The following is a 24,456-nucleotide window of genomic DNA, read 5'->3' as shown; positions in this document are numbered from 1 at the left end:
ACGAATATATTAATTACCCAAGCTAAAAACATGGAAAAACATCGTTTATCAATTAAGTTATTACTCAGCCTGTTATTGTGCTGTACGATAACAGTTTCGGCTCAGAAACAATTTTCATTAAAATCGCCGGACGGCAAATTGGAGGCCGGCATTACTGTAGGCAATATTGTAGAATATTCAGTGGCTCACCAAGGTGATTTAATGTTGGCCAAGTCGCCTATATCAATGACGCTGACCGATGGAACGGCATTTGGGATCAATCCTAAACTTTCGGGTTCGTCAACCAAAGCTGTCAATCAGGCTATAGATGCCGCCGTCTACAAGCGGAGCAAGATAGCCGATAATTACAACGAGCTGACATTGAAATTTAAAGGAAACTATAATATCATTTTCAGGGTATACAACGATGGCGTCGCATACCGCTTCGTATCTACTTCGAAAAGCCCTTTTATGGTGAAAAACGAACAGGCTACTTTCAACTTTCCGGCAGATACGAAGGCCTTTATCAACTATGCCAACAAAGCCGAAGGGAAGTTGGAAGACCAGTTTATGAACTCTTTCGAGCAGCCTTATTACCATAACCTGCTGTCGGAATGGAATAAGAAACGACTGGGTATTTCCCCACTTGTTGTAGAAGGCGTCAATGGCAAGAAGGTGTGCATCGTAGAAGCAGACCTGATGGATTATCCGGGAATGTTCCTCTATCCGGGTGATGCCCCGCATTCCTTGAAAGGGATGTTTGCTCCCTATCCTAAGGATATAGAGCAAGGCGGGCACAATATGTTGCAGGGGTTGGTTAAGACGAGAGAAGGCTATATTGCCAAATTTGAAGGAGCTACTGAGTTTCCGTGGCGTGCAGTAATCGTTTCGTCTACAGACTCGGAACTGGCAGATAGCGACATGGTGTATAAGCTTGCTACAGCTTCGCAGGGAGACTATTCGTGGGTGAAACCGGGGAAAGTTGCATGGGACTGGTGGAATGCATGGAACTTGTACAACGTAGATTTCGAGGCAGGCGTGAATAATGAAACATATAAGTACTATATAGACTTCGCTTCGAAGTACGGCATCGAGTATGTGATACTGGACGAAGGTTGGGCTGTGAACAAAAAAGCGGATCTGTTTCAGGTAGTACCCGAAATAGACCTGAAAGAACTGGTCGGCTATGCCAATAGCAAAAACGTAGGGCTCATCCTTTGGGCAGGCTATTGGGCATTCGACAGGGATATGGAGGCTATTTGTAAGCATTACAGCGAGATGGGAATCAAAGGGTTCAAGGTAGACTTTATGGACAGGGACGACCAGCCGATGGTCGAGTTCCACCATCGCGGGGCACAAATAGCAGCCAAGTATAAGATGCTGATAGACTATCATGGCACATATAAGCCTACAGGGTTGCAAAGGACATATCCTAATGTTATCAACTTTGAGGGTGTAAACGGATTGGAGCAGATGAAATGGAGCCACAATCTCGATCAGGTGACGTACGATGTTACCATGCCGTTTATCCGGATGGTGGCAGGTCCTATCGACTATACACAAGGTGCGATGCGCAATGCTACAAAGAACAACTTCAAAGCCATCAACAACGAAGCGATGAGCCAGGGAACCCGTTGCCGGCAATTGGCAGAATATGTAATATTCGAATCGCCGCTAAATATGCTTTGCGACAGCCCTTCTAATTATATGCAGGAGGAGGAATGTACACAGTTTATAGCGTCAGTTCCTACAGTATGGGACAACACCATCGCGCTGAATGGGGAAATAGGGAAGTATATATCTATCGCTCGCCAGAAAGGCGATGCCTGGTATGTGGGTTCGCTGACCAACTGGGATGCCCGGAACCTGGAGTTGGATTTGTCTTTCCTTGGCGAAGGCGAGTTTGTAGGTGAAGTGTTCAAAGATGGAGTGAATGCCAATAAGGCAGCCCGTGACTATAAGAAAGAGACAATAGCTATTCCGGCAAATAAGAAACTAGCTGTGTCTATGGCACAAGGCGGCGGGTATGTTGTTAAGATCGTAAGAAAATAGAATTTATGCCGGCTGGTCTCTATGTGGTATCAGTATTGATTATGCAAGCTTTAAATCCTTGTATTCTAATTGATAACGGGGTCACTGAGATTAAAAAAAACGGCATTTTCTTTTGTGCTTTGAAAAAAACATATACTTTTGCGAACACTTTTCATCTTTATGAAACGAAATAAAAAGATTATGAAAAAATTGTATACATCTCCTGAGATAGAAGTTGTAGAAGTCATAGAGTATGGGTTTGCAGCATCAGAACCACTTGGACGAAGTAAGGTTTCTCAAAGTTTCGAAGAAGAAGAGTTTTAGTTCGTTCTTTGCTAATTTGTAAAACATGAGGATAGCTTATGTACTATAATATTGCGGGATATATACTCAAGATATTTGACGAAAAGCTGGGGGGTATCTCCAGCTTTTCTTCTTTTGTTTCGGAATCGACAGATACACAGCCTTTGCTTACAGTCTATCCATCCCGACAGGTATCCGATTGGGATACAGAACCTTTGTATCAAGAGGATACCTTGATGGCAAATTGTCAGTTCTTAGTAAGTGAGAACCGTTATCTTGTGCGCTTACGAGAGGCGGATGATAAAATATGGCTAACAGAGATATGTTCCAAAGGAGATTCTTTCATTGCATCCAGCAATATAGATCATACTACTCACCCATATCTGTCAGGCTTTTCTATCTGGGTAGCCTTTGGTATAGCCGCTTTATGGCAACAAACCGTAGCAGTGCATGCTTCCGTTATCATGCATCAAAACAAGTCGATTCTCTTCCTCGGAGAATCGGGGACAGGGAAGAGTACCCATTCGAAACTCTGGTTGAAGAATATTGATAATACCGAACTATTGAATGATGACAGCCCTTTTGTCAGTATCGGCAAAGATGGGAATTTGTATAGTTGGGGATCACCCTGGAGTGGCAAAACGCCATGCTATAAGAATAAACAAATACCAACCACGGCTTTTGTTAGGATACGGCAGGCTCCTTTTAATGCGATTAAGCGGTTGAGTACAATAGAGGCTATCGGGGCATTACTGCCTTCGCTCCCTCCGATATTTGCATCCGACCCTACGCTTTCAAACCTTATGCACAAAAGCCTATCATTGATACTGAAACAAGTTCCGGTCTATATGCTCGACTGTTTGCCTGATGCAGATGCCGCACATCTTGTTCATAATACGCTAAAGAAGGATGGATGGCTATAGAGACCGATACAACGATCAGTAATGATATCGAACGATCCGGAGGAGAGAAAAGAACAATAACCCTCTATCGTATAACGGGAAAGAGTATGTGCCCATACTTGCGGGGCGACGGTAATGAAAATATTGCCATATCAGCATTTAACCCCCAAGAACTAACCGTTGGGACAATTATTCTCTTTGTTCATCAAGGGAAAAATGTTCTCCATCGCATTATAAAGAAAGAGAATAATAGGCTAATTGCACAGGGTGATGGTAATTACATCCAAACAGAAGATGTAAAGCCGGAAGATGTTTTAGGCATTGCTTGCACTATCATTTATCCAGATGGAAGGCAGAAATCTGTAAACAATCTTAAGTCGCGGATATATTGGCGTATTTGGTATCTGCTACGCCCTTTCAGAAAGTATTTATTATATATATACCATCGTTTAAACAAATGAGAACAAAAAAAGAAATCGTAATAAAAGATATAGCCGGCGAAAGAGTAGCTATCCGTCAAGGGCGTGCTGGAGCCGATTTGACAAAAATCATTGCATTCAATCCTTCTGCCGAGTGGCTATGGCATCAACTATCAGGCAAGGATTTTTCGGAAGAAGATGTTATCGACTTATTAATGACCGAATATTCTTTGGACAAAACTACGGCAACAGCTGATGCTAAAAAATGGCTTGACCAATGTATCAAAGCCGAAATAATAGACCTGTAAAAGATAATGAGCAATCCAACAAAAGATATTACATTCCGGCAATTACTGGCTTTAGTCAATTTGGCTTTATGGAATAAAGAACCGGATGAAAGTCTCTTCGCTGAGATGAGTGCTAAAGACTGGGACGGCTTATACCAGTTTGCAATCCAGCATGGTGTAATGGCGATTGCTTTTGATGGAATGATGCGTCTGTCTAAAGACCTTCAGCCTCCTTTAAAATTACGGCTTACGTGGGGAATCGGTGTAGAACGGATAGAACAAGATTATAATCTTAAGTTATCGGTAGCTGACGAATTAGCTGAGATCTTTAGTCAAGAGCAAATCCGGATGCTGATATTCAAAGGTTTCAGCCTATCAAACTATTACCCTATACCTTCGCATCGTGAATTTGGCGACATTGATATTTATCTCTTTGGGGAGCATACAAAAGGGGATGAATTGATAAGGCAAATAGGAGCAATAGGAAAAGAATATGATGGAGATAAGCATTCCAACTTATTATACAAAAATGTGGTGATCGAAAACCATGCATATTTTCTGAATGTCCACGATTCAGTCAAAATAGCAAAACTAAACGATACATTATTAGATATCCTCGAAAACGATTTATCTGAGAAACACAGGCAGGCAAACAGAAGCTTCTTTCCTCCAAGCGATTTTACTGCTATATTCTTTACTATACATGCTATTAAACATCTATCTACGGAACCTATGCTTTTACGTACTTACTGCGATTGGGCATTATTTCTACAAGCCAATATAAATGAACTGGATATAGAAAAATGGAGAGCTGCACTCACTGAAGCCGGATTCTTAGATGTTGCCGAGGCTCTTACAACCCTCACTTTTCGTTGGCTAGGACCTTTTCCCGTTGAGAATTTTGTAACAAAGAAGCACCCGGATTGGGAAAACCTTCTGACTAAAGAAATGACAGAACCACCCTATCCTCCATATGAAGAAACTACGCGGTGGCGTACTTTGTTGTATAGATACAAACGTTTCCGTATTACATACAAACGCCGGATAGCTCTTTATGGGGGCAACTTCTTTACATATTTCTTTCCTTCACTGATACACTATATTAAACATCCTCAGGCGATATTCAAATTCCACTAAAATGCAGATATCCGAAGTCATAAAGCTAATTCCCGATGCACAGCGAAAACGAGGTATATGGATCGTTTTGTCTGTAGTATTCAAGGCCTTGCTTAATATGGCAGGATTGACGGTATTGATTCCACTTATAATTCTGATATTCGACCCCGAAAAGATGCAGGAATATCCATTACTGGCGTCGCACCATATACTGATAGTAGTGGCTATAATAGTCTTCTTAGTAGTAAAGAACCTGTTTAACATCTACCTCAGCGATATACGGATACGGTTTATCAATAGCTTATACATTTACTACTCGAAGAAGATCTACAATACTTACTATCAGCAAGGTTTGTTATTCCTGAAAGGCAAACATTCCAACGAGTTGGCATACAATGTCAGTGCAGTCAGCTATTTATTTACCCACGGCTTGTTGTCCTTGTCATTTTCCATAGCCAGCGAAGCCCTCCTTCTCCTTCTGATATGGGGAGCTATGTTTTGGTATTCTCCGGTAATGGCTCTAAGCATAGCCGGCTGCCTGCTTCCATTTGTAGCAGGATATTATTACTGGGTAAGGCAGAAACTCAAAGATTACGGAAAAAAGGAGAATGAAGCCAAACGCCGGTCGATGGCTCTTGTCAACGATACCTTTCAAGGTTACACAGAAGTAAAGCTGAACAATGCCTATTCATGGTTCCAACGCCGTTTCGGAGAGAGCATTGCCCAGGTTGTTGACAGCAGGGAACGGATGACACATATCCAGCAAATACCGTCGGGCATGATGGAGTGTTATGTGATGATAGGCATGGTGCTGTTTATACTTATAGGCGGCAATGATAGTGAAACAAGGCTTACACTTGGCATTCTGGCTATAGCTACGCTGCGCATGCTGCCTTCCATACGTTCGCTTATAACGATGATGACACAATGGAAGAATAATTCATTTACCATTGATGTTATCAAAGAAATACCTCCTGTAGTAGAGGTAGAGACAGAATCACTACCCATCAGTTTCAAAGAGCAAATAACAATAGACGATATCAGCTTTCATTATCCGGATGATACCTCTTTTGTTTTCGAGCATTTCTCCTTAAAGATACGCAAAGGGGAATGCGTTGGTATACAGGGCTTCTCCGGCATTGGCAAAACAACGCTATTCAATCTCCTTTTAGGATTCTATACACCCCAAAAGGGCGAAATACGGATAGACAATACCCTCCTCGACAAACAAACCTATGCAGCATGGCAAAAGATGATTGCTTATGTTCCTCAGGATATCTTTATAATGAGAGCCACTCTCGCTGAGAATATCGCACTTGGATCGGAAGACATTGATAACGAACGGTTGATGCAAGTTATCGCACAAAGCGGATTAGCATCTCTTGTCGACACCCTCCCCGAAGGTATTGATACCAAAATAGGGCAGAATGGAAGCCGCCTTTCCGGTGGAGAACGCCAGCGCGTAGGCATTGCAAGGGCTTTGTACAAAAAAGCCGAAGTCCTTTTCTTCGATGAAGCAACTTCCGCGCTCGATACTCAGACCGAGCAGAGTATAGTCGCAACCATCAACGACCTGTCGGCTAAAGAAAACGGACTGACAATTATCATCATAGCACACAGGGAATCGAGCCTTATACATTGCGATAGAATAATAAGAATATAAGATTCAAATTATAAGCTGCCTATAGACGTAGTCCTGAAATTCCTGCGGTATTCGGCAGGTGAAATTTTTATATTATGGCTACAGTACTTCGATTTGGTAATAAACGCCCCATCCCGCAAGAGATAGGGCGTTGTAATATCTTAATAAATGCTGCTTAGTCGTTGAGCATCATTGGCATAAGTAACATAAGCAGGTCTTCGTTCTCTTCGTTTTCGGTAGGGATAATAAGCCCTGCGCGCGAAGGGTCGGATAGTTCGAGCGTTATATCCGAAGACGGGATATTGTTCAGTATGTCGATGAGGAAGCTCGATTTGAATCCTATGTTCATCGGAGTGCCTGTATATTCGCAAGGGATAGTTTCTTCGGCAGCAGTAGAGAAATCAATGTCCTGAGCCGAAACTACGATGCTCGATTCCGACAATTGCAAACGTATCAGGTTGCTTGCCTGGTTGGAGAATACGGATACGCGTTTAAGGGCATTGAAAAATGCAAGCCTGTCGAGCGCAACTTTATTCGGATTGTTCTGAGGAATTACAGAGTTATAGTTCGGATAACGCCCTTCTATAAAACGGCAAGTCATTGTATAGCTCGACATCTTTATGTAGGCGTTGTTTTCGTCGAATTTTATTTCTACTGTTTCCGATTCTTTTGGCAGTATGGCTTTCAGTAAGTTGGCCGGTTTCTTAGGCAGGATGAAAGAAGCCCTTTCGGCTCCTTTTGCCGCCAAAGTTTTGCAGCGAACCAGCTTATGCCCGTCAGATGCTACGAAAGTGAGGTCGTCGGGCGTAATGTCGAAAAATACCCCGTTCATCACCGGGCGAAGCTCATCGTCGGCACTGGCAAACAGTGTGCGGTTTATTCCCGAAAATAATACCTGAGGATCTATCGTAAGGCCTACAGCCGTGTCTTTCAATTCTTTCGGTTGAGGATAGTCGTCGCCGCTTTGTCCTACGAAGTTGTATTTTCCGTTGTGGAAATAAATGAATGTTTCCAGATTGTCGTTGTTTATCTCGAATGTAAGAGGTTGCTCAGGCAGCTCTTTCAGCGGATCGAGCAGGTTCTTAGCATTTACTGCAAATTTACCCGAACCATCGGCCTCGTTTACTTCGATGGAAGTTACAAGGCGTGTTTCCGAATCGGCAGCGGTAAGGGTTAGCTTAGCACCTTCCAGTTCCAAAAGGAAACAATCTAAGATAGGTAATGTATTTTTCGAATTTATCACTTTACTTATCGCCTGCAAATGGCTCAAAAGCGCAGTACTGGAAACAACAAACTTCATATTTCAGTGTATTATTTGGTTTTTATTTTCTTGAAAAATCAATAGAGCAAATATAAGCATTTTTCAGTAAACAGTCAACAATATCTTTAGATACAATAGGGCAAACGCATGAAAAAATGATATTCCGGTTTTGGCTATTGTAGGGGCGAATTATCATTCGCCCGAAATAGAAAAAATCTGCGGGCGAATGATAATTCGCCCCTACAACACCATTGAGACAAGAGACTCTTCCTATCCTCAGGATGACAGCGATCTCCAAAAAGTAACACATGTAACACATTTTTATCCCTTTTTCACTGTTACTTTTCCCTCTCCCTCGTCATGGCTTTGCACATAAGTCTCCCAAGGGGATTAGGGGGCTTCCCTTTGGAGGCTGGCGGAGGTGTTATATAGATAAAGTTTGCTGTATTTATTCCGGGTATTTCACAACATTTTATCTGAAAAATAAACTAATTTTACCGTCCGTAATTAAACTCACAATTTACACAAAAATATGAACCTGTCAGGTGTTTACACCATATTACTGCTTATCGTATCCAATGTCTTTATGACCTTTGCGTGGTACGGTCATCTCAAGATGAAAGAATATTCGTGGTTTGCCGCATTACCCCTCTTCGGCGTAATCCTTATCAGTTGGGGGATAGCCTTCTTCGAATACTGCTTTCAGGTTCCGGCCAACCGTATCGGCTTTCAGGAAAACGGAGGGCCTTTTTCTTTGATGCAGCTCAAGGTAATACAAGAAGTGATAACACTTGTGGTCTTTGTGCTATTCAGCACATTGGCCTTCAAGACCGAAACCTTACGCTGGAATCATCTGTTGGCGTTGCTTTTCCTTGTGGCGGCAGTGTATCTGGTGTTTAAGAAGTAAAGTCCCCGCAGGGACTTTAGTAACTGTTAGGAAATATCACAAAATGGTTTTTATCTAAGAGTCTGTTTTCAGCTTTTTTTTCAATCCATCTGCTATTGCATCCAGAAAATCTTCTGTATTCAGATAATCGGCGCGTTGCATTTTATCGCCATGAACAAGCAGGGCAAGGTCTTTCGTCATTTTTCCCTGCTCTACTATTTCGATACAAGTATTTTCCAATTTCTGGCAGAAGTCTATCAGCGGTTGGTTGCCATCCAACTTGCCACGATGGGCAAGCCCCCTTGTCCATGCAAAGATAGAAGCTATGGCGTTGGTCGATGTTTCTTTGCCTTGCTGGTGCTGGCGATAGTGGCGCGTAACCGTGCCGTGAGCCGCTTCGGCCTCCATTGTCTTTCCATCGGGTGTGAGCAACACGGAAGTCATGAGTCCCAATGAACCAAAGCCTTGCGCTACAGTGTCGGATTGCACGTCGCCGTCGTAATTCTTGCAAGCCCATACAAAACCTCCGTCCCATTTCAGGGCGGCAGCTACCATATCGTCTATCAGGCGGTGTTCGTAGGTGATGCCTGTTTTCTGGAATTCGCTCTTATATTCGCTTTCATATACTTCGTTGAAGATGTCTTTGAAGCGTCCGTCGTATGCCTTCAATATCGTATTCTTGGTAGACAGGTACAGAGGGTATTTCTTGGCCAGAGCCAGCCTGAAACATGAGTGTGCAAAGCCGTAAATAGATTCGTCGGTGTTGTACATCCCCATTGCCACCCCGTCGCCACTGTAATTGTAAACAGTATATTGTTGCGGCTGGCCATTCTCAGGGGTGAAAGTGAGGGTAAGCGTTCCCTTGCCTTTCGTTACAAAGTCGGTAGCCTTGTACTGGTCGGCGTGGGCGTGGCGGCCTATAACTATCGGTTTGGTCCATGTAGTTACCAGTCGCGGGATATTGCTGATAATGATAGGTTCGCGGAAAACTGTTCCGCCGATAATATTCCGTATTGTACCGTTCGGCGATTTCCACATTTTTTTCAGTCCAAACTCTTCCACACGTGCTTCGTCGGGCGTGATGGTAGCGCACTTTATAGCTACATTATATTTCAGGGTTGCTTCGGCACTGTCTATTGTTACCTGGTCGTCTGTCGCATCACGGTTTTGTACGCTCAGGTCGAAATACTTGAGGTCTACATCTACGTAGGGCAATATCAGTTTGTCTTTGATGTATTGCCATATAATACGGGTCATCTCATCACCGTCCATTTCCACAACGGGATTCGTTACTTTTATTTTCTGCATCTGATATTATATGTATTTATTGTTATTTCTTTTCGATATCCTTCAGCCACATATCCAGCAGGTTGAGCATCTGGGTGTGGTACGAAAAACTTGCATTCATGCCCCAGCCGTGGCCTCCCCGGGGGAATATGTACATGGTGGCAGGGATATTATTTTCTTTCAACGCCCTGTAATAAGCGATACTGTTTTCGGGAACAACGCCCTTGTCATCGTCACTCAGCAGAAGTATCGCCGGAGGTGTGTTTGCGTTGACCTGCTTCTCGTTCGAAAATATATGCATATCGGTAGCGGAAGGTTTTTCGCCCAACAGGTTTTTTCTCGAACCACCGTGTGTTGCCGTCTCCATCGTAATAACGGGATAAAACAAGATGGAAAAGTCGGGGCGGGTACTTATTCCTTCCGTGGCGTATTGGTTAGACGCCGTAGCTGCCAGATGCCCCCCTGCCGAAAAGCCTGCAATCCCTATCTTATTTATATCGATACCATACCCGGAAGCATTGCTGCGCACATAGCGCATTGCCTGCTGTGCATCGTCGAGTGGTATCCGCTTATTCTTATTTGGCATGCGGTATTTTAAGACGAATGCGGCTATTCCCCTTTCGTTCAGCCATCGCGCAAACTGGTGCCCTTCGTGTTCTATGGCTACGCCGCCGTATCCTCCTCCCGGACATATGATAACAGCCATTTTATTATTATTATCTTTCGATGCGGGATATATAATAAGTTCGGGATCGGTGATGTTGGTAATCCATCCGCCGTCGCGTTCTACCTTCTCTGGTTCGGTAATATTATTCTTCGAGGGAGGATTGCCATCCCATAGCTTAATTGTCTTTTGTGCGTTAATGCCCATACATATAAATAATAATAAAACGAGGTTGAATAAAAGTTTGTTCATAGCTTTTTGGTCTAAAAAATTCAGTTTTTCAAAGATAGAGTTTTTAAGTATTAAATCAAAGCAGCAAAAAGACAGAAGAATATCAGCGAAAGAAACTTTTGGAAAATGATTTGTAATAAAATATTAACAGGCTCTAACCCAAATCACAGAGATCTTTCATCCTTATACCGGTCATCAACAATATAGCCATCGAAAAAAGTGAGATAAAAAGGCTATGTATTACATAATTAGCTACCCAACATCTTTGCATATTCTAAAAAAACATTTATCTTTGCACCCGCTTTGCGTAATCTCTGACGAGACGAGCTCGTGTATATTGCGTATATTAAACTAATAAAACCATCATATAATCATGGATTTAATTAAAGTTGCAGAGGAAGCATTCGCTACAGGGAAAGAGTTTCCTAAATTCAAAAGTGGTGATACTGTAACAGTAGCTTACCGAATCAAAGAAGGTAACAAAGAACGCGTTCAGCAATATCGCGGCGTTGTTATCAAAATTGGAGGACACGGAACAAAGAAACGCTTTACTGTCCGCAAAATGTCTGACAACATAGGTGTAGAAAGAATTTTCCCTATCGAGTCTCCATTCATCGACAGCATCGTAGTGAACAAAGTAGGTAAAGTTCGCCGTGCTAAACTGTATTATCTGCGTGGTCTTACAGGAAAGAAAGCCAGAATCAAAGAAAAAAGAGTTATTACAAAGAAAAACGCTTAATTCTTTACCCGGCTTGCAAGAGCGAGAAAGATATGAGGAGCCTGCTTTATTACAAGCAGGCTTTTTTTGTCACAAATCAATGTGCCGGTATGCTAATGAAAAGTAGCCGATTAATAAATTGTGCAAATCAGCGGTTGGGATATGACTGCAAAACGTTCTTTTATATACTGCGCGCAATCATAGATTGGCTCCGCTTCGCTCTGCCGAACGGTGTTTGCTTGCGTTCCTTTTGGCCAAAGCCCCAAAAGGAACCAAAAACTCTTTTGCGCCCCGCTTCGCCGTACGACCCACTTTGCGCTTTGCCGGCTGAATGAAGTGAACTAACACCAATCCTTTTGTTAGCTTAGCAAAGTTGCATAACAGCAACCCCACTTCATTCTACGCCGCCTGCTTCGCGTGGGTACCCCGTACGCAAAGCTAAGGGCGCAGGCTGACGCCGGACAAGAGTTTGCGACAATTCTAGTCGTGCGTCAGCGGACGTGCATCAGTTCCGCAGGCGGGAACCTGTCCGGTGAAGGCGGCGGAGAAAGGGATGGGGCGGAGCCCGTTTATCCCTTTCAGCCGGCAAACCGATGACAGGTCGCCGAGGAACGAAGCACTAGCCTTTTGCTTCCTTTTGGGCAATGCCAAAAGGGAGGCCAAGCCCAGGAGGGCGCGGCAGGATGAGTTAAAGATGAAATATTTAACTCAAGATTGAGTTTATACATAATTTAATGGAGCATATTGAAGTCGTTTCGACTTTTTTGTTTTGTGTCGAAAAAGTCAAGATGAGTTCATTATTTAACTGCAGATTGACATAAATTATTTTATTATCATTACACTGGCATACCGGCATATTGGTTAATTAATATATCGAATTTATATGAAAGATTTTATAATATCAGAATCCAAAAACGAAAAAGCCGTCCTTGTCGGCCTTATCACACAGCAGCAAAGCGAAGACCAGGTAAAGGAATACCTCGACGAACTAGCTTTCCTGGCTGAGACAGCAGGGATAGTGCCCGAAAAAAACTTTACCCAACGGCTCGACCACCCCAATTCTACAACATTTGTGGGTAGCGGCAAGTTGCTGGAGATAAAGCAATATATGGAGGATAACGAGATTGGTCTTGTTATTTTCGACGACGAACTGTCGCCCAAGCAAATACGCAATATAGAGAAAGAATTGCAGGTGAAGATACTCGACCGTACCAGCCTCATCCTCGACATATTTGCCATGCGCGCACAGACAGCTTATGCCAAAACGCAGGTAGAACTGGCCCAATACCAATACCTGTTGCCGCGCCTTACCCGTATGTGGACGCACCTTGACCGCCAGCGGGGTGGAGGTGTGATGATGCGTGGAGTAGGAGAGACACAGCTCGAAAGCGACCGCCGTATCATCCTTACCAAGATAGCATTCCTCAAAGAAGAGTTGAAAGGGATAGACCGTCAGATGGCTTCGCAACGGAAAAACAGGGGAAAGATGGTGCGCGTAGCCCTTGTGGGATATACCAATGTGGGCAAGTCTACCATGATGAACTTGCTGAGCAAATCGGAAGTATTTGCCGAAAACAAGTTGTTTGCAACACTGGACACTACCGTTCGCAAGGTGATTGTAGACAACTTGCCGTTCCTGCTGTCCGATACGGTCGGTTTTATCCGTAAATTGCCTACACATCTGGTCGAATCGTTCAAGTCTACCCTCGACGAAGTGCGCGAAGCCGACCTGTTGGTGCATGTGGTAGATATATCGCATCCCAACTTCGAAGAGCAGATAGACGTGGTGCAGAAGACCCTTCTGGATATAGATAAAGAAGAAAAGCCTACCATTCTTGTGTTCAACAAGGTAGATGCCTTTACCTATAAGCCGAAGGATGAAGATGACCTGACACCGAAGACCCGCGAGAATATTTCCCTCGACGAACTCGAAAGATCGTGGATGAGCAAGATGCACGACGACTGTATCTTTATCTCGGCAAAGGAGAAAAAGAATATCGACAACCTGCGCAACCTGTTGTACGAACGGGTAAAAGCAATTCATATCGAACGTTATCCGTACAACGATTTTCTGTTTCAGAAATATGATGAAGAGGAATAATCCTACGTGCAGGGCAGTGACTCAGGATATTTAAGTGTACATTAGAGAAAGACTGACTGTTTTATTTCACGAAAGAAAGGCTAGGGCATACACCTCTAGCCTTTCTTTATGTTCTGCAATATTATAATGATTATATCTTCATTGTAGCTTACCAATTTGGATCAAGATTCTCATCGCTATTTGGGTTTTCGTTTCCTGATCCAGCAAATCCCCTTTCTATTTTAACTTCTATTACTTCAATGCCGGGTGCTATATAGGGCTTCTTATTTTCTGTATCGTTCAATAATTTTTCCATTATGTTTTGCGTGTTTATAGTTAGTCATTAATATTAATAATTAGCTTTTTAGTTTCAGTGCCATTTTCAGTTTCTACTTGCGCTATGTAAATTCCCTGTGCGAACCTACGGGTTGTTGTATGTGTTGTTGCATTGACCTTTGCCTGATACATTGTTTGGCCTTGCATATTGTAAATTGTAACCGTCTTGATTAGATTAGGCTCACTAACTGTCGTATGTATGAAACCGTATTGACTGTATATAGTTACTGTATTGGCATCTTCGGCTAAAATACTGCCTTTGGGAACTGCGCTGATAACGAACCGGTTGTCTGTAGCAATGATTTCTCCATCTTTTTGGATAGGGGTGTGGTTGAATGAATATTTATAAATATCCATATCTGTGAGTTCTATCTTCTTGTCTGCAACTTTATCTACAAGGAATATTCGAGCATTATACCTGTCCATTCCGCTGAATGTCAATGTTATTTCACCGGCGAAAGAGGTTGTTAAGCCAAGTGGATATTCAAAATTATCATTGTCAACAACGTTTGCACCTACTGTTACCAACTCTCCATTAGAAGGCTTGATTGTATAAATTTCAGGAGTAGCTGTCGCATTATTCATTAGTTTGCGCGCATCATAAAAACTAAATTCAGCCGAACCCCCTTCTCGTTTCGCGATGAAGGTTCGCACCGAAGCTGTTCCATTGGCAGCAACAATATCCAGTTTATCTCCCATCTTTATATCGTATAGAAGACCTCCTCCTTGTCCTGTGGCTGCAATATTGGGCAAGTCGAAGTATAATGTTCCGGTTCCGGTATTTTGTTCTACTATAAAACCTTGCAGAGGTGCTATTTTATTGCTAAGAGGGGTAGTGGGTTCCAGCCCCCATGTTCCGATAGGGCCATAGCCGGCATAACCTTCTTGTTCCCCAACTTTTGTCCATATCTGGTAGTTGTTTTTAATCAATTCGCTATTCTCATTGTAGAATTGAGTGAAATCTATTGTTGCCATGAATGGATTACCTACCAAGGTCAGGCTCTTTCCGTTATTCTGTCCAAACTGAGCGTTTACACTTACATTTGCTCCGGCCAAACGGTAGCCTAGTGCTGTTCGGCTGACATTGTATGAACCCGTACCATATGGATTTGTAAATGTACTTATCCATGAACTGTAACTATGATTGGGATGTACCTTTTGTACAACACCGGATTCACTGTCAAAGAAAGGTAGTCTTAGTATGCCGCCCGAAAGTCCCAGGCCTTTATCTGCTGCATTGTCGGAACCAATCGATATCACAAAGCCTGTTCCTGCTGTTAATTTACCTTTACTGCCACCGGATGTGCTGATCCAGTATCCTTTTCCGCTACTGTTAACCTCAAAGGTTTGGAAGTAGGTGGTCGGATAGCTTCCAAAGGAATAGTCTCCCGGATATACTTCCATCAAAGGAACTGACAGCATACGATGACGAGCATCACGCACTCCCGTACCAAAATCATATTCGATGAAAGCTTTTTGATAAGAAAGTAAATCTTGGCGTCCAAGTTCAGCTCCTGCCCCGAACGTAATGTTCTTGACAGTGGCATTCGTTGATAAAATCGGATACGAGCTGCTTTTTGGTATTGTGACTATAGTAGTTGCCCCAGGCATGCCATTAGTCCAGTTGGCAGCATTAAACCAATCGGTAGAACCATTTTGAGGACTCCATGTTGATGTAGCTGGCGCGGCTATGGTAGTAAAGGAATATCCACTGGTTACAGCATCCATTACATTGCCGGAAGCATCTTGGAATCCAGATATTTTTATAGTATAAGTAGTACTATGATCCAGACTGGTATATGGGATAGTACAAATAGTGTTTCCGGTTGCCCAGGTTTTATCTTCTGTGTTGACAACACCACCGCCCAGACTCACTATTCCAATTTCGGTATTTACGTTCATTGGTTCGTCAAAGGTGATTACCAATTGCCCGTTAAGTGGAATGTTTGTTGCACCATTGGCAGGGGAAACAGCTGCGACGTGAGGAGGGGTGCCTACAACTGTTACCTGTAAATCATTTTGAAATTTAGGATAGATAGCCCCTACTTTTTTTCTTTCACCTGTAAGGCTGTGTTGATACAGGCGTAACAAATAAGAGCCGCCAGGAGAAGTAATACTTGACGATGAAAAAGCATGTGTACCATAAGTCCCATCATTGGTAATAAACAATTTTTTGGTTGCAATAGTTTCGATATCGTTTCCTTCCAGGTCGCATAATACAAGTTCTACATCGCCTAAAAAAGGGCTATTTCCATCATTCCCTTTATAATTATAGATGCCAATAGAGACAGACAAAGGTGAGAATTGAACTATAGGGTCGATGCTTAATGTAAAGCTATTGGGATTGTCCCTATTGTAAAATACAAGATTACTATTATCCGCAACAATACCACTGGTTACGGTAATAGGTAAAATATCTGTAACACCTGTTTCTCCATATGCAATCGACCAAACCCCATCAATAGATTTTACCACGGCTCTTAAGTTGTAACTGGCAGCAGATATATTAGTAGATATAGCGCAAGTTGCATCAAATGCACTAGACCAAGTGGAGCCTGAATTTAAAGTAAGCCCTGTTTTTGAGGTACCAATAACTTCCAAAATCTGGTCACTATTATTTACAATTGCAACACCATAATCCCCAACAAATGTACTAGACCCTCTATTACCAAATTTGGCCGATACTGTAAATATTTCTCCTCTTTCAACAGAAGTAGCAGATGATGTTAATGCAGAACCCGTTACAATTTTAATTCCATGAGTAACAATACCACTGGTCACTTGCAAAGGTAATATGGCTGTTATTGCGTCTGTTTCGCCATAAACAATACTCCATTCTTTATCTGTAGGTTTTGCTACAGCTCTTATTTTATAATTACCTGCCTTTATTTTCGTTGATACAGAGCAGATAATGCTCGACCTTTTAGATGATCTGCCTGCATTAACCGAAACCCCAGTACCTGATACACCTATTATCTCCAATATATTATCATTGTCGTCAACCAATGCGTACCCTAAGTCGCCACTAAATGTTGTTGTGCCAACATTCTTAAAAGACAAAGGAGATATCGTAAACCCTTCTCCTCTTTTTACCGAAGTAGCAGAACTGGTAAAGGGATAAGTAGCATTTATCTTCATATTGTGAGGTGCAATCTTGCTAGTTGCAGTTATGGTTAACTTACAGACATAGCCGGTTGTCCCTCGTGCAATAGTCCATGATGATCCATTCGTTTCTTTGGTTACAGTTCTCAAATAATAAGTGCCGGCAGCTCTGGTTGTCGGAATGGTACAAGGGATAGAAGAAAGAGAAGAGGTAAGTCCAGAACCAGGTTCAAGAATACTAATAGATTTTAGACCTATAACTTCCAATATGTTGTCATTTGCATCAACTAAAGCAATACCAAGATCTCCTGAAAAGTCAAAAAAACCATTGTTAATGATAGTGGTAGAAACTCTAAAGGCTTCCCCTCGGGCTACTTCGGTCTTTGTAGTTGTCATATTGGTATTCTTCCGCATGGTCATGTTGGTTACAGGATTTCCTCCTGCGTTAGGCTTAATGCCTATGAGTATAGCTTGTTCCAGATTATACGTCCCGGCACCGGATCCGGCTCCTTCAGTACCAGGATTCAGGGCAGTAGTAGCAAAATACCCATCCCGGTATCCGCCCCATCCCCAGTTGAAATAGAATTTATCAGTGCTGTCATACCCATCACAGATAAAGGCATGGCCACTGGATGTATTGCGTCCGGAATATAATATAGGACGCCCGGCATTGATCTCCGCCTTTAGTGTATTAATCCATTCTGTATTAGAGTAATAACATCGCTTCCTGTGTTGAACGCTTTTATCATAATTAAAATAAGTACATAACGCATTACCTACTTTTTTGGTCACAGCTCCACTCGAAGACGGAGTATAGTCCATTTCAACACTTACTCCACAGTGAAACATCAAAGTTGACACAGCTTTTTGGGCAGTTGAAGTCGAAGAACTGCTGTAAGTATTGGTCATGTTTGTCCAATCATATTTTGTTGATACTGTAATAGCAGGTATCACATATTCATTGGTAGCAGTAGTATAACCAGGAATTGTAACTGTGCGGGTATCAGGATAATTGTAAAATTTCATTATCTGCGCCATTGCTGTAGCTACACAGCCGGTATAGCTACTTGAAGGACACAGATTATTATATGGCGTTCCCTGATTCCATTTAGTTTTAACCAAAGGAGCTACAGCCGCTTTCGTTCCTTTCGTAGTTATGCTACCGGATAAGTAATTTTCCCATTGGGTCTTTGTTTCTGTATCTTGTTTTATTTGATTCTCTATTGCATATGCGATTTCCTGCGCCAAGCACTCCATCCAATAAGCAAAGTTGGGAGGTGTATTACCTGAATTATAATTACCCGAATCTACATACCCTAAAACAGGTATTGCCACATCATCAGCTGATACGATAATAAATCCTTGATTATCACCTCCACTGAATACATAATAAACCGCTCTTTTTTCCGAAGTTTCGGAAACTGAACTCTTCCGCCCTTGTGTGTTAAATTCAGTGTGTACTAAAGTTAGTTCTGAATCAGTTTTGACGAGTTGTTTTTTTGTCCGGACGTAGTTCCGTGCTACTTTTTCAGCCATTTCTACGCTTATTTCTTTTGCATTCAAAGGTGAAGGCAAGAAATAAGGAATTAGAATCACTAGTAGCAAAATGAATTTAAATCTCTTTATCATTTCTCTACAAGAATGAAGTTAGGTTATAATAGTTTTCTGTAAGTTTGTTTTTTCGACACAGTTTACCCATGTCGCGAAGGTACATGTTTTATCTAATTTATGCAAATTTTCGTTAATAGATCGAACTGTTTTTCATGTCAAAATTGAAGTCAGTTAGATTTTTGGGATATATTTTTAAGAATATAGTCTGCAAAAGCTATGTGATTAAAAACAAGGCAACTTGATATAATTACCTAATCTGTTAAGTAATGTCCTGTATAAATCCATTCAAGTATTAGTTTTTTCAATTGCGCAACTTTATCTATAAACCAAACCGCTATCTCGCAAAAAAACATATCTTTGTTACTGAATCTTAAAAAACACATAGATATGAAAAAATTACTCTTTATTGCTATTACAGCCCTGCTAATGTGTGCTTGTTCGTCGGGACCGGAAAATGCAGCACGCAACTTTTCTGAAAACCTGGCCAAAGGGAAGGTTGACGAAGCTAAGAAATATGCAACCGAATCGACCGGTAAACTGCTCGATTTTGCAGCCAGCATGGGCAAGATGGACATAAATCCCGACTTCAAATTCCAGTTGGTGAAAGACTCTGTTGCCGACAACAGGGCATGGGTTACTTTTATGGATAAGAGTACCGAAAAAGAAGAAACTTTTGAGCTTGTAAAAATAGACGGCGATTGGAAAGTAAATATGGAAATGAAAAAATAGTTTTTCTTGTTTTTTCATTCATACTATTTTTATCTGCCTGTGGCAGTAGCCCGAAAGAGGAACAACCGTTAAACCTGTCGCCGGAGATAAGCAATGGCGACATCGTTTGCCGGATGGGCAACGGGTTCTTTTCCAACAGGTTTAAAGATTTTTCTTCCCGCGAAAAAATATACTCTCATGCCGGCATTGTCGAGCAGGTGGGCGATAGCCTTTTTGTAATACATGCCGAGGCGAGCGAACTTACCGGGATAGGCTTCGTAAAGCGCGAACCTATATCGGTTTTTCTCGATGGCATCAAGACTTGGGGCGTGTACCGGGTTGCCGCCGCCGATTCTATACGCCACTGTATGGCCTCCATCGCTAAGGGTTATTATCAAAGGCATACCCCTTTCGATCTGGATTTCGATGCTGCGGACGATAGCAAAGTCTATTGCACCGAGTTGGTGGCACTGGCTGTCAATAAGGCGTTTGGCTACACAGTTGTAAAACCCGAACTAAATCTGGGCAAGCTGAAAATCTACGGAATAGATAATGTATATTTGTTGCCGGGAACAACAGTAGTACAGAAGGTTACAGAATAAAATATTATCAGGTGCGGAAAGCTATATCGTATATAAAGCAATCATTAACTGCATATTATCCCGAGACTGAGGTTTCGGGATTTGTGCGTATTATTATCGAATACCTTACAGGCAAACCTTACTCGTTGGCATTGATGGAAGATGCCGGATTGAGCGAGGACGATTGCCGGGCGCTGGATGCAATCATTGCCAGGCTGAAACAATATGAGCCGATACAATATATAACAGGCGAAACCGAGTTTTTCGGCTTGCCTTTCTTTGTAGATAAGAATGTATTGATCCCGCGTCCCGAAACGGAAGAACTCGTAGAGTTGATATTAAACGAAAACAGCACTGGAAATCTCCGGGTATTGGATATCGGAACAGGTAGTGGGGCAATAGCCGTTGCATTGGCAAAACACATGAAGAATGCGGATATCTCTGCATGGGATTTTTCGGAAGAAGTATTGAAGGTGGCAACACAAAATGCGGAGAGGAACAAGCAGTATATTTCGTTCCGTAAAGTAGATGTTTTATCCGCTTATCCTATTGACAATAAGTTTGATATCATAGTCAGCAATCCACCTTATATATTGGAAGAAGAAAAAGCCGTGATGGACAAAAATGTGCTGGACTACGAACCGCATTCCGCACTATTTGTACCTAACGACAAGGCCCTGCTCTTTTACGAACGGATAGCAGATATTGCTTTAGAGTTGCTATTGCCCGAAGGAAAACTCTATTTCGAAATCAATCAGGCAAAAGGCCATGAGACTGTAGAAATGTTGGAAGCGAAAGGATTCGGAAATGTAGCACTGTTTTGCGACCTGAGTGGAAATGACAGGATGGTAAGGGCCGAGATAAGACGATGAAAAAGAAACTGACCGAACCCCAAGCCCTCAACCGCATAGCTGCCTATTGTTCGCGTACCGAACGGTCGGAGTTTGATGTGCGCAAGAAGCTGGCAGCATGGGAACTTGAAGCTGATATTGCCGACCGCATTGTCGACCGCCTGAAAAAAGAACGGTTTCTGGACGATGCCCGTTTTGCCAGAAGCTTTATAAACGATAAGATGAAGTTCAACAAATGGGGAAGGACGAAGATTTCGTTCGAACTACGAAGGAAGAATATATCCCCAGCCATCTACGAACCTCTGTTGGAGGAGCTGTCGGGTGACGAATTTGAGGAACAACTTTTGCATATACTTTCGGTAAAAGTAAAGTCGGTAAAAGCGAAGAACGATTACGAAAGGAAGACCAAACTGATCCGCTTTGCACTTGGGCGCGGCTTTGGCATGGATATGGCTATCAAGTGCGTAAACAAGCTGTTGGGAGGCGATTATGAGGAAACTTCTCCATAACTTTCTCAACCTGTTTTTCCCTCCTTTGTGCATCGTCTGCCACAGCCGGTTGGCCGAGGGCGAAGAGCATATCTGCACCGAGTGCCTCCTGCTTTTGCCCAAAACGAACTTTCACCTACAGGAAGACAACCGTATCGAACAATTCTTTGCAGGACGTATCCCTTTCGGGCGCGTTTCGGCTTATGCCTACTTCGTAAAAGGTGGCAGTATGCAAAGCGTAGTGCACGAATTGAAGTACAGGTACAACCCACAACTAGGCCGTTACCTGGGGCGGCTGTGTGGCGAGAATATCAAAGGTAGCGATTTTGTGCGCGGTATAGATCTGCTTGTCCCTGTTCCCCTGCATCCTAAACGTGAGAGGCAAAGGGGGTACAACCAGTCGATGGAGATATGCAAAGGTATTTCGGCTGTTACAGGCATACCCATAGACGATACAACACTGAGGCGTGTGGTTAACAATCAGTCGCAAACGAAGAACTCGCGCTTCGACAGGTGGAAGAATGTGGAAGATATCTTTTCGCTTGCAGATGCCGAAGCCTTTGCCGGGAAACATATTTTGCTGGTAGACGATGTTATCACTACGGGGTCGACCATAGAGTCGTGCGCAAAAGAGATATTGAAAAGTGCAGATAGCCGGATCAGTATCTATGCTTTGGCTACAGCAAACTAGTTCTTATCCATCTTGATAAGATAATCCAACGCTTTCTGCATATCTTCCGGCGTATCTATCCCGATGGTTTCTACATCGGTATAACCGATCTTGATGCGGTAGCCGTTTTCTATCCAGCGAAGTTGTTCCAGCGATTCGGCTTTTTCGAGCGATGATGGTTTCAGCCGGGTTATTTCCTGCAGTATATCGGGGCGGTAGGCATACATCCCGATATGTTTGTAGAAAGTGTGTTTGTCGAGCCATTCGCTATGGTGTACATCCCTGATATAAGGGATGATAGAACGGCTGAAATATATGGCTTCATCTCTTTTGTTTACCACAACTTTCGGAGAATTGGCATTGAAGAGTGCATCGAACCCGTCTTCCTTTTTGAAGGGTTTTACCAATGTAGCCAGTTCTGCATCTTTGCTGTCGAAACAGGCTTTCAATGTCTCTATCTGTACGGGTTGTATAAAAGGTTCGTCGCCCTGCACATTGATTATTACATCGAACTCCTGCCCGATCTTTTCGTATGCTTCCCTTATGCGGTCGGTTCCGCTGCGATGGTCTGCCGATGTCATCACAACTTTCCCGCCAAAGGCATCGACGGCATCGAATATACGCTTGTCGTCAGTAGCTACCCATACATCGTTTATGGCTTTTTTTACCTGTTCGTACACACGCTGTATCATAGGTTTGCCACCCATGTCGGCCAATGGTTTGCCGGGAAAACGGGTAGACTCGTATCGTGCGGGAATAATTGCTATAAACCTCATGTTGTTTCCATTTAGATAAAGAGCCTGTTTAAATTTTAGCGAAAATTTATTTTGTAGGCTTCATGAATATTGACTCTGCCGATTCTTCGAACTCTTAGCAGCTTTTTTATGCTCTTTTTAGCGTATTTTTTACATTCTTATTTCGGTTTAGCTTGCTAAACCAGCAATAAAAATACATAAAATCCATCTAAAAATAGCTATAAAAAAGTTCTGCTATAAAATTTAAGCAGACTCTAAACAAAGATAAAGTTTATTTGAGAAATGGGATGTATATTTGCATAAGTTATGAACAAGGTTTTGCTTAGCATAGGTACTAATATAGACAGGGAGGTCAATCTGGCTCTCTGCCACCGGTTGTTGGACAATGTTTTCGAAGAGATCCATTATTCGGAAACGTCTGTTACCACACCCTATGGCGACAGCTATAAAGATGATTTTCTCAACCAGCTTGCAATTGGATATACATCAAAGGACAAGGAAGAAATAACACCCTTGCTCAAGAAGCTGGAAAAGCAAATGGGGCGTCGGCCTGCCGACAAGAAAAGGGGAATTGTAAAGATAGATATCGACTTGGTTATCTGGAATAATGATGTGTTGAGGCCAAACGAAATAGAACGCACCTACATCGCCGAATTATTGCCCAGCCTGCTCAAATAACTACTTCCATAGTTCCGCCCTGATTTTTTCCAGCAATCCCTCGCTATCATCATTAAACTTACGGGCAAAGTAAGGGAAACGCTTTCCGTATTCGTCATCGAACTCTATATGTGTTTTGAGGTACTCTATATGCCTTTCTTCTATTGTAGCGGGAGGTACAGGCACATTCCAGTCGGTATAAGTAAGGCTGGCTGCCGTATCCTTCATAAAAGGCGAATTGCCGATAATGGTCTGGAAAAAGGCTTCGTCGGGCACAAGGGTGTGTTTGAAGAAACGGGTATAACGGTTGTCTTCCTGCACAGTTTTCAGTATATATTGCACACAACTGTTTGTCAGTGCAAACCACTGGGTTCCGGCATATACTTTGAAGGGTGCTTTACGTCTTATTTTCAGCTTTTTAAGGAATACTTCTGTGAGGAATTTAGGGTTATAATGTTTGAGGTTGCGGCGTTCGTAATCGAAATAATAGTATTCGTACCTCTCTATAGGTTTATATGGTACAGGTATGGGAGCTATATCAATATATTCTTTTCCCTTGGCAAGAAGTTCGTATAAGAATTTTTTTGGTCGTACAGGATAGTCTACTCCGCTTATCAGAGCGTAATAATCAGCATCGGGCGTACTCTCCATTGCGTTCTTCATCAATGCCAGAGTAGCCTCTACCATAGAGTAGCCTCCCCATTTTATATCTGTTCTTTCCGGTATTATCCGGGCATTGTTGATGAGGGGAGTATAGCCCGGCTTAGCCTTTTTGTCTATGTGGATATAAAAAGTGCTGTCTTCATCGTTCAATGCGGATAACAACCGGTCGAGATGCCGGAAGTTGTTATGGGCTAATATGAGGTAGCAGATTTTCATATTATAGAGTTA

General features: G+C 42.6%; 24 protein-coding genes. 16 read left to right on the top strand and 8 right to left on the bottom strand.

Going from position 1 to position 24,456, the window contains the following annotated elements; translation table 11 throughout:
* Positions 1-30: 30 nt before the first annotated feature.
* The 7 genes from D0T57_RS03695 (at position 31) to D0T57_RS03670 (ending at position 6,700) form a co-directional block, all read left to right on the top strand.
* The gene (locus D0T57_RS03695) at positions 31-2,031 is read left to right on the top strand and encodes a glycoside hydrolase family 97 protein (protein WP_163271005.1); all 2,001 of its coding nucleotides are present in this window, start codon (positions 31-33) and stop codon (positions 2,029-2,031) included.
* Between the two features lie 180 nt (positions 2,032-2,211).
* On the top strand, positions 2,212-2,334 hold the full coding sequence (locus tag D0T57_RS15770) for a hypothetical protein (RefSeq protein ID WP_255490477.1): 123 nt from the start codon (positions 2,212-2,214) through the stop codon (positions 2,332-2,334).
* Positions 2,335-2,372: 38 nt separating this feature from the next.
* Positions 2,373-3,236, top strand: coding sequence for a hypothetical protein (locus tag D0T57_RS03690; protein ID WP_163271003.1), 864 nt, complete (start codon positions 2,373-2,375; stop codon positions 3,234-3,236).
* Entirely contained in the window at positions 3,227-3,676 is a 450-nt protein-coding gene (locus tag D0T57_RS03685; protein ID WP_163271001.1) for a hypothetical protein, read from the top strand. The genes D0T57_RS03690 and D0T57_RS03685 overlap by 10 nt, the downstream gene beginning before the upstream one ends.
* Positions 3,673-3,942, top strand: coding sequence for a PqqD family protein (locus tag D0T57_RS03680; RefSeq protein WP_163270999.1), 270 nt, complete (start codon positions 3,673-3,675; stop codon positions 3,940-3,942). Before D0T57_RS03685 ends, D0T57_RS03680 begins: the two co-directional genes overlap by 4 nt.
* Positions 3,943-3,948: 6 nt before the next feature.
* A complete protein-coding gene (locus tag D0T57_RS03675; RefSeq protein WP_163270997.1) occupies positions 3,949-5,058 on the top strand; it encodes a nucleotidyltransferase family protein in 1,110 nt (369 codons plus the stop codon).
* 1 nt (position 5,059) lies between these two features.
* Positions 5,060-6,700: an ABC transporter ATP-binding protein gene (locus D0T57_RS03670; RefSeq protein ID WP_163270995.1), complete on the top strand. Its 1,641-nt coding sequence runs from the start codon at positions 5,060-5,062 to the stop codon at positions 6,698-6,700.
* 154 nt (positions 6,701-6,854) lie between these two features.
* Here the strand turns inward: D0T57_RS03670 and dnaN are convergent, their stop codons facing one another.
* Positions 6,855-7,979: a DNA polymerase III subunit beta gene (dnaN, locus tag D0T57_RS03665; RefSeq protein ID WP_163270993.1), complete on the bottom strand. Its 1,125-nt coding sequence runs from the start codon at positions 7,977-7,979 to the stop codon at positions 6,855-6,857.
* Between the two features lie 499 nt (positions 7,980-8,478).
* Between dnaN and D0T57_RS03660 the strand changes: the two genes are divergently transcribed.
* Complete coding sequence (locus D0T57_RS03660) at positions 8,479-8,847, top strand: DMT family protein (RefSeq protein WP_185154621.1); 369 nt, start codon at positions 8,479-8,481, stop codon at positions 8,845-8,847.
* A gap of 54 nt (positions 8,848-8,901) precedes the next feature.
* On the opposite strand, the gene D0T57_RS03655 is transcribed toward D0T57_RS03660, so the two are convergent.
* Together D0T57_RS03655 and D0T57_RS03650 are read right to left on the bottom strand one after the other, a co-directional pair.
* Positions 8,902-10,134, bottom strand: coding sequence for an isocitrate dehydrogenase (NADP(+)) (locus tag D0T57_RS03655; RefSeq protein ID WP_163270989.1), 1,233 nt, complete (start codon positions 10,132-10,134; stop codon positions 8,902-8,904).
* Between the two features lie 22 nt (positions 10,135-10,156).
* A complete protein-coding gene (locus D0T57_RS03650) occupies positions 10,157-11,029 on the bottom strand; it encodes an alpha/beta hydrolase (protein ID WP_163270987.1) in 873 nt (290 codons plus the stop codon).
* Between the two features lie 352 nt (positions 11,030-11,381).
* Here D0T57_RS03650 and rplS point away from each other — a divergent pair, with 352 nt between their 5' ends.
* Positions 11,382-11,747 carry a 50S ribosomal protein L19 gene (gene rplS / locus D0T57_RS03645; RefSeq protein WP_163270985.1) on the top strand — a complete coding sequence of 122 codons (366 nt, stop codon included), beginning with the start codon at positions 11,382-11,384 and terminating at the stop codon, positions 11,745-11,747.
* Positions 11,748-12,206: 459 nt separating this feature from the next.
* On the opposite strand, the gene D0T57_RS03640 is transcribed toward rplS, so the two are convergent.
* On the bottom strand, positions 12,207-12,377 hold the full coding sequence (locus tag D0T57_RS03640) for a hypothetical protein (RefSeq protein ID WP_185154619.1): 171 nt from the start codon (positions 12,375-12,377) through the stop codon (positions 12,207-12,209).
* A 232-nt stretch (positions 12,378-12,609) separates the two neighbouring features.
* Between D0T57_RS03640 and hflX the strand changes: the two genes are divergently transcribed.
* The gene (gene hflX / locus D0T57_RS03635; protein ID WP_163270983.1) at positions 12,610-13,827 is read left to right on the top strand and encodes a GTPase HflX; all 1,218 of its coding nucleotides are present in this window, start codon (positions 12,610-12,612) and stop codon (positions 13,825-13,827) included.
* A 148-nt stretch (positions 13,828-13,975) separates the two neighbouring features.
* Here hflX and D0T57_RS15605 read toward each other — a convergent pair whose 3' ends face one another.
* Positions 13,976-14,122, bottom strand: a complete 147-nt coding sequence (locus D0T57_RS15605) for a hypothetical protein (protein ID WP_185154618.1) — start codon at positions 14,120-14,122, stop codon at positions 13,976-13,978.
* 20 nt (positions 14,123-14,142) lie between these two features.
* Complete coding sequence (locus D0T57_RS03630; protein ID WP_368666897.1) at positions 14,143-18,840, bottom strand: C10 family peptidase; 4,698 nt, start codon at positions 18,838-18,840, stop codon at positions 14,143-14,145.
* Positions 18,841-19,242: 402 nt separating this feature from the next.
* On the opposite strand from D0T57_RS03630, the gene D0T57_RS03625 reads away from it, so the two are divergent.
* The 5 genes from D0T57_RS03625 to D0T57_RS03605 are packed head-to-tail and all read left to right on the top strand — an operon-like array spanning position 19,243 to position 22,174.
* Positions 19,243-19,584, top strand: a complete 342-nt coding sequence (locus tag D0T57_RS03625; protein ID WP_163270980.1) for a DUF4878 domain-containing protein — start codon at positions 19,243-19,245, stop codon at positions 19,582-19,584.
* On the top strand, positions 19,554-20,165 hold the full coding sequence (locus D0T57_RS03620) for a YiiX/YebB-like N1pC/P60 family cysteine hydrolase (RefSeq protein WP_163270978.1): 612 nt from the start codon (positions 19,554-19,556) through the stop codon (positions 20,163-20,165). The genes D0T57_RS03625 and D0T57_RS03620 overlap by 31 nt, the downstream gene beginning before the upstream one ends.
* Positions 20,166-20,176: 11 nt before the next feature.
* Entirely contained in the window at positions 20,177-21,016 is an 840-nt protein-coding gene (gene prmC / locus D0T57_RS03615; protein ID WP_163270976.1) for a peptide chain release factor N(5)-glutamine methyltransferase, read from the top strand.
* Entirely contained in the window at positions 21,013-21,504 is a 492-nt protein-coding gene (locus tag D0T57_RS03610) for a regulatory protein RecX (RefSeq protein ID WP_163270975.1), read from the top strand. Before prmC ends, D0T57_RS03610 begins: the two co-directional genes overlap by 4 nt.
* On the top strand, positions 21,485-22,174 hold the full coding sequence (locus tag D0T57_RS03605) for a ComF family protein (RefSeq protein ID WP_163270973.1): 690 nt from the start codon (positions 21,485-21,487) through the stop codon (positions 22,172-22,174). The genes D0T57_RS03610 and D0T57_RS03605 overlap by 20 nt, the downstream gene beginning before the upstream one ends.
* On the opposite strand, the gene kdsB is transcribed toward D0T57_RS03605, so the two are convergent.
* Positions 22,171-22,929 carry a 3-deoxy-manno-octulosonate cytidylyltransferase gene (gene kdsB, locus D0T57_RS03600; protein ID WP_163270971.1) on the bottom strand — a complete coding sequence of 253 codons (759 nt, stop codon included), beginning with the start codon at positions 22,927-22,929 and terminating at the stop codon, positions 22,171-22,173. The two genes, D0T57_RS03605 and kdsB, sit on opposite strands and share 4 nt — an antisense overlap.
* A gap of 285 nt (positions 22,930-23,214) precedes the next feature.
* On the opposite strand from kdsB, the gene D0T57_RS03595 reads away from it, so the two are divergent.
* A complete protein-coding gene (locus tag D0T57_RS03595; protein WP_163270969.1) occupies positions 23,215-23,586 on the top strand; it encodes a 2-amino-4-hydroxy-6-hydroxymethyldihydropteridine diphosphokinase in 372 nt (123 codons plus the stop codon).
* Here D0T57_RS03595 and D0T57_RS03590 read toward each other — a convergent pair whose 3' ends face one another.
* Positions 23,587-24,444 (bottom strand): beta-1,6-N-acetylglucosaminyltransferase, encoded by an 858-nt coding sequence (locus D0T57_RS03590; RefSeq protein ID WP_163270967.1) that lies wholly within the window; start codon positions 24,442-24,444, stop codon positions 23,587-23,589.
* Between the last annotated feature and the right edge of the window lie 12 nt (positions 24,445-24,456).

It is taken from the genome of Dysgonomonas sp. 511 (genome assembly GCF_010501105.1).
GTDB lineage: Bacteria > Bacteroidota > Bacteroidia > Bacteroidales > Dysgonomonadaceae > Dysgonomonas.
This window is presented reverse-complemented; position numbering and strand designations above follow the sequence as displayed.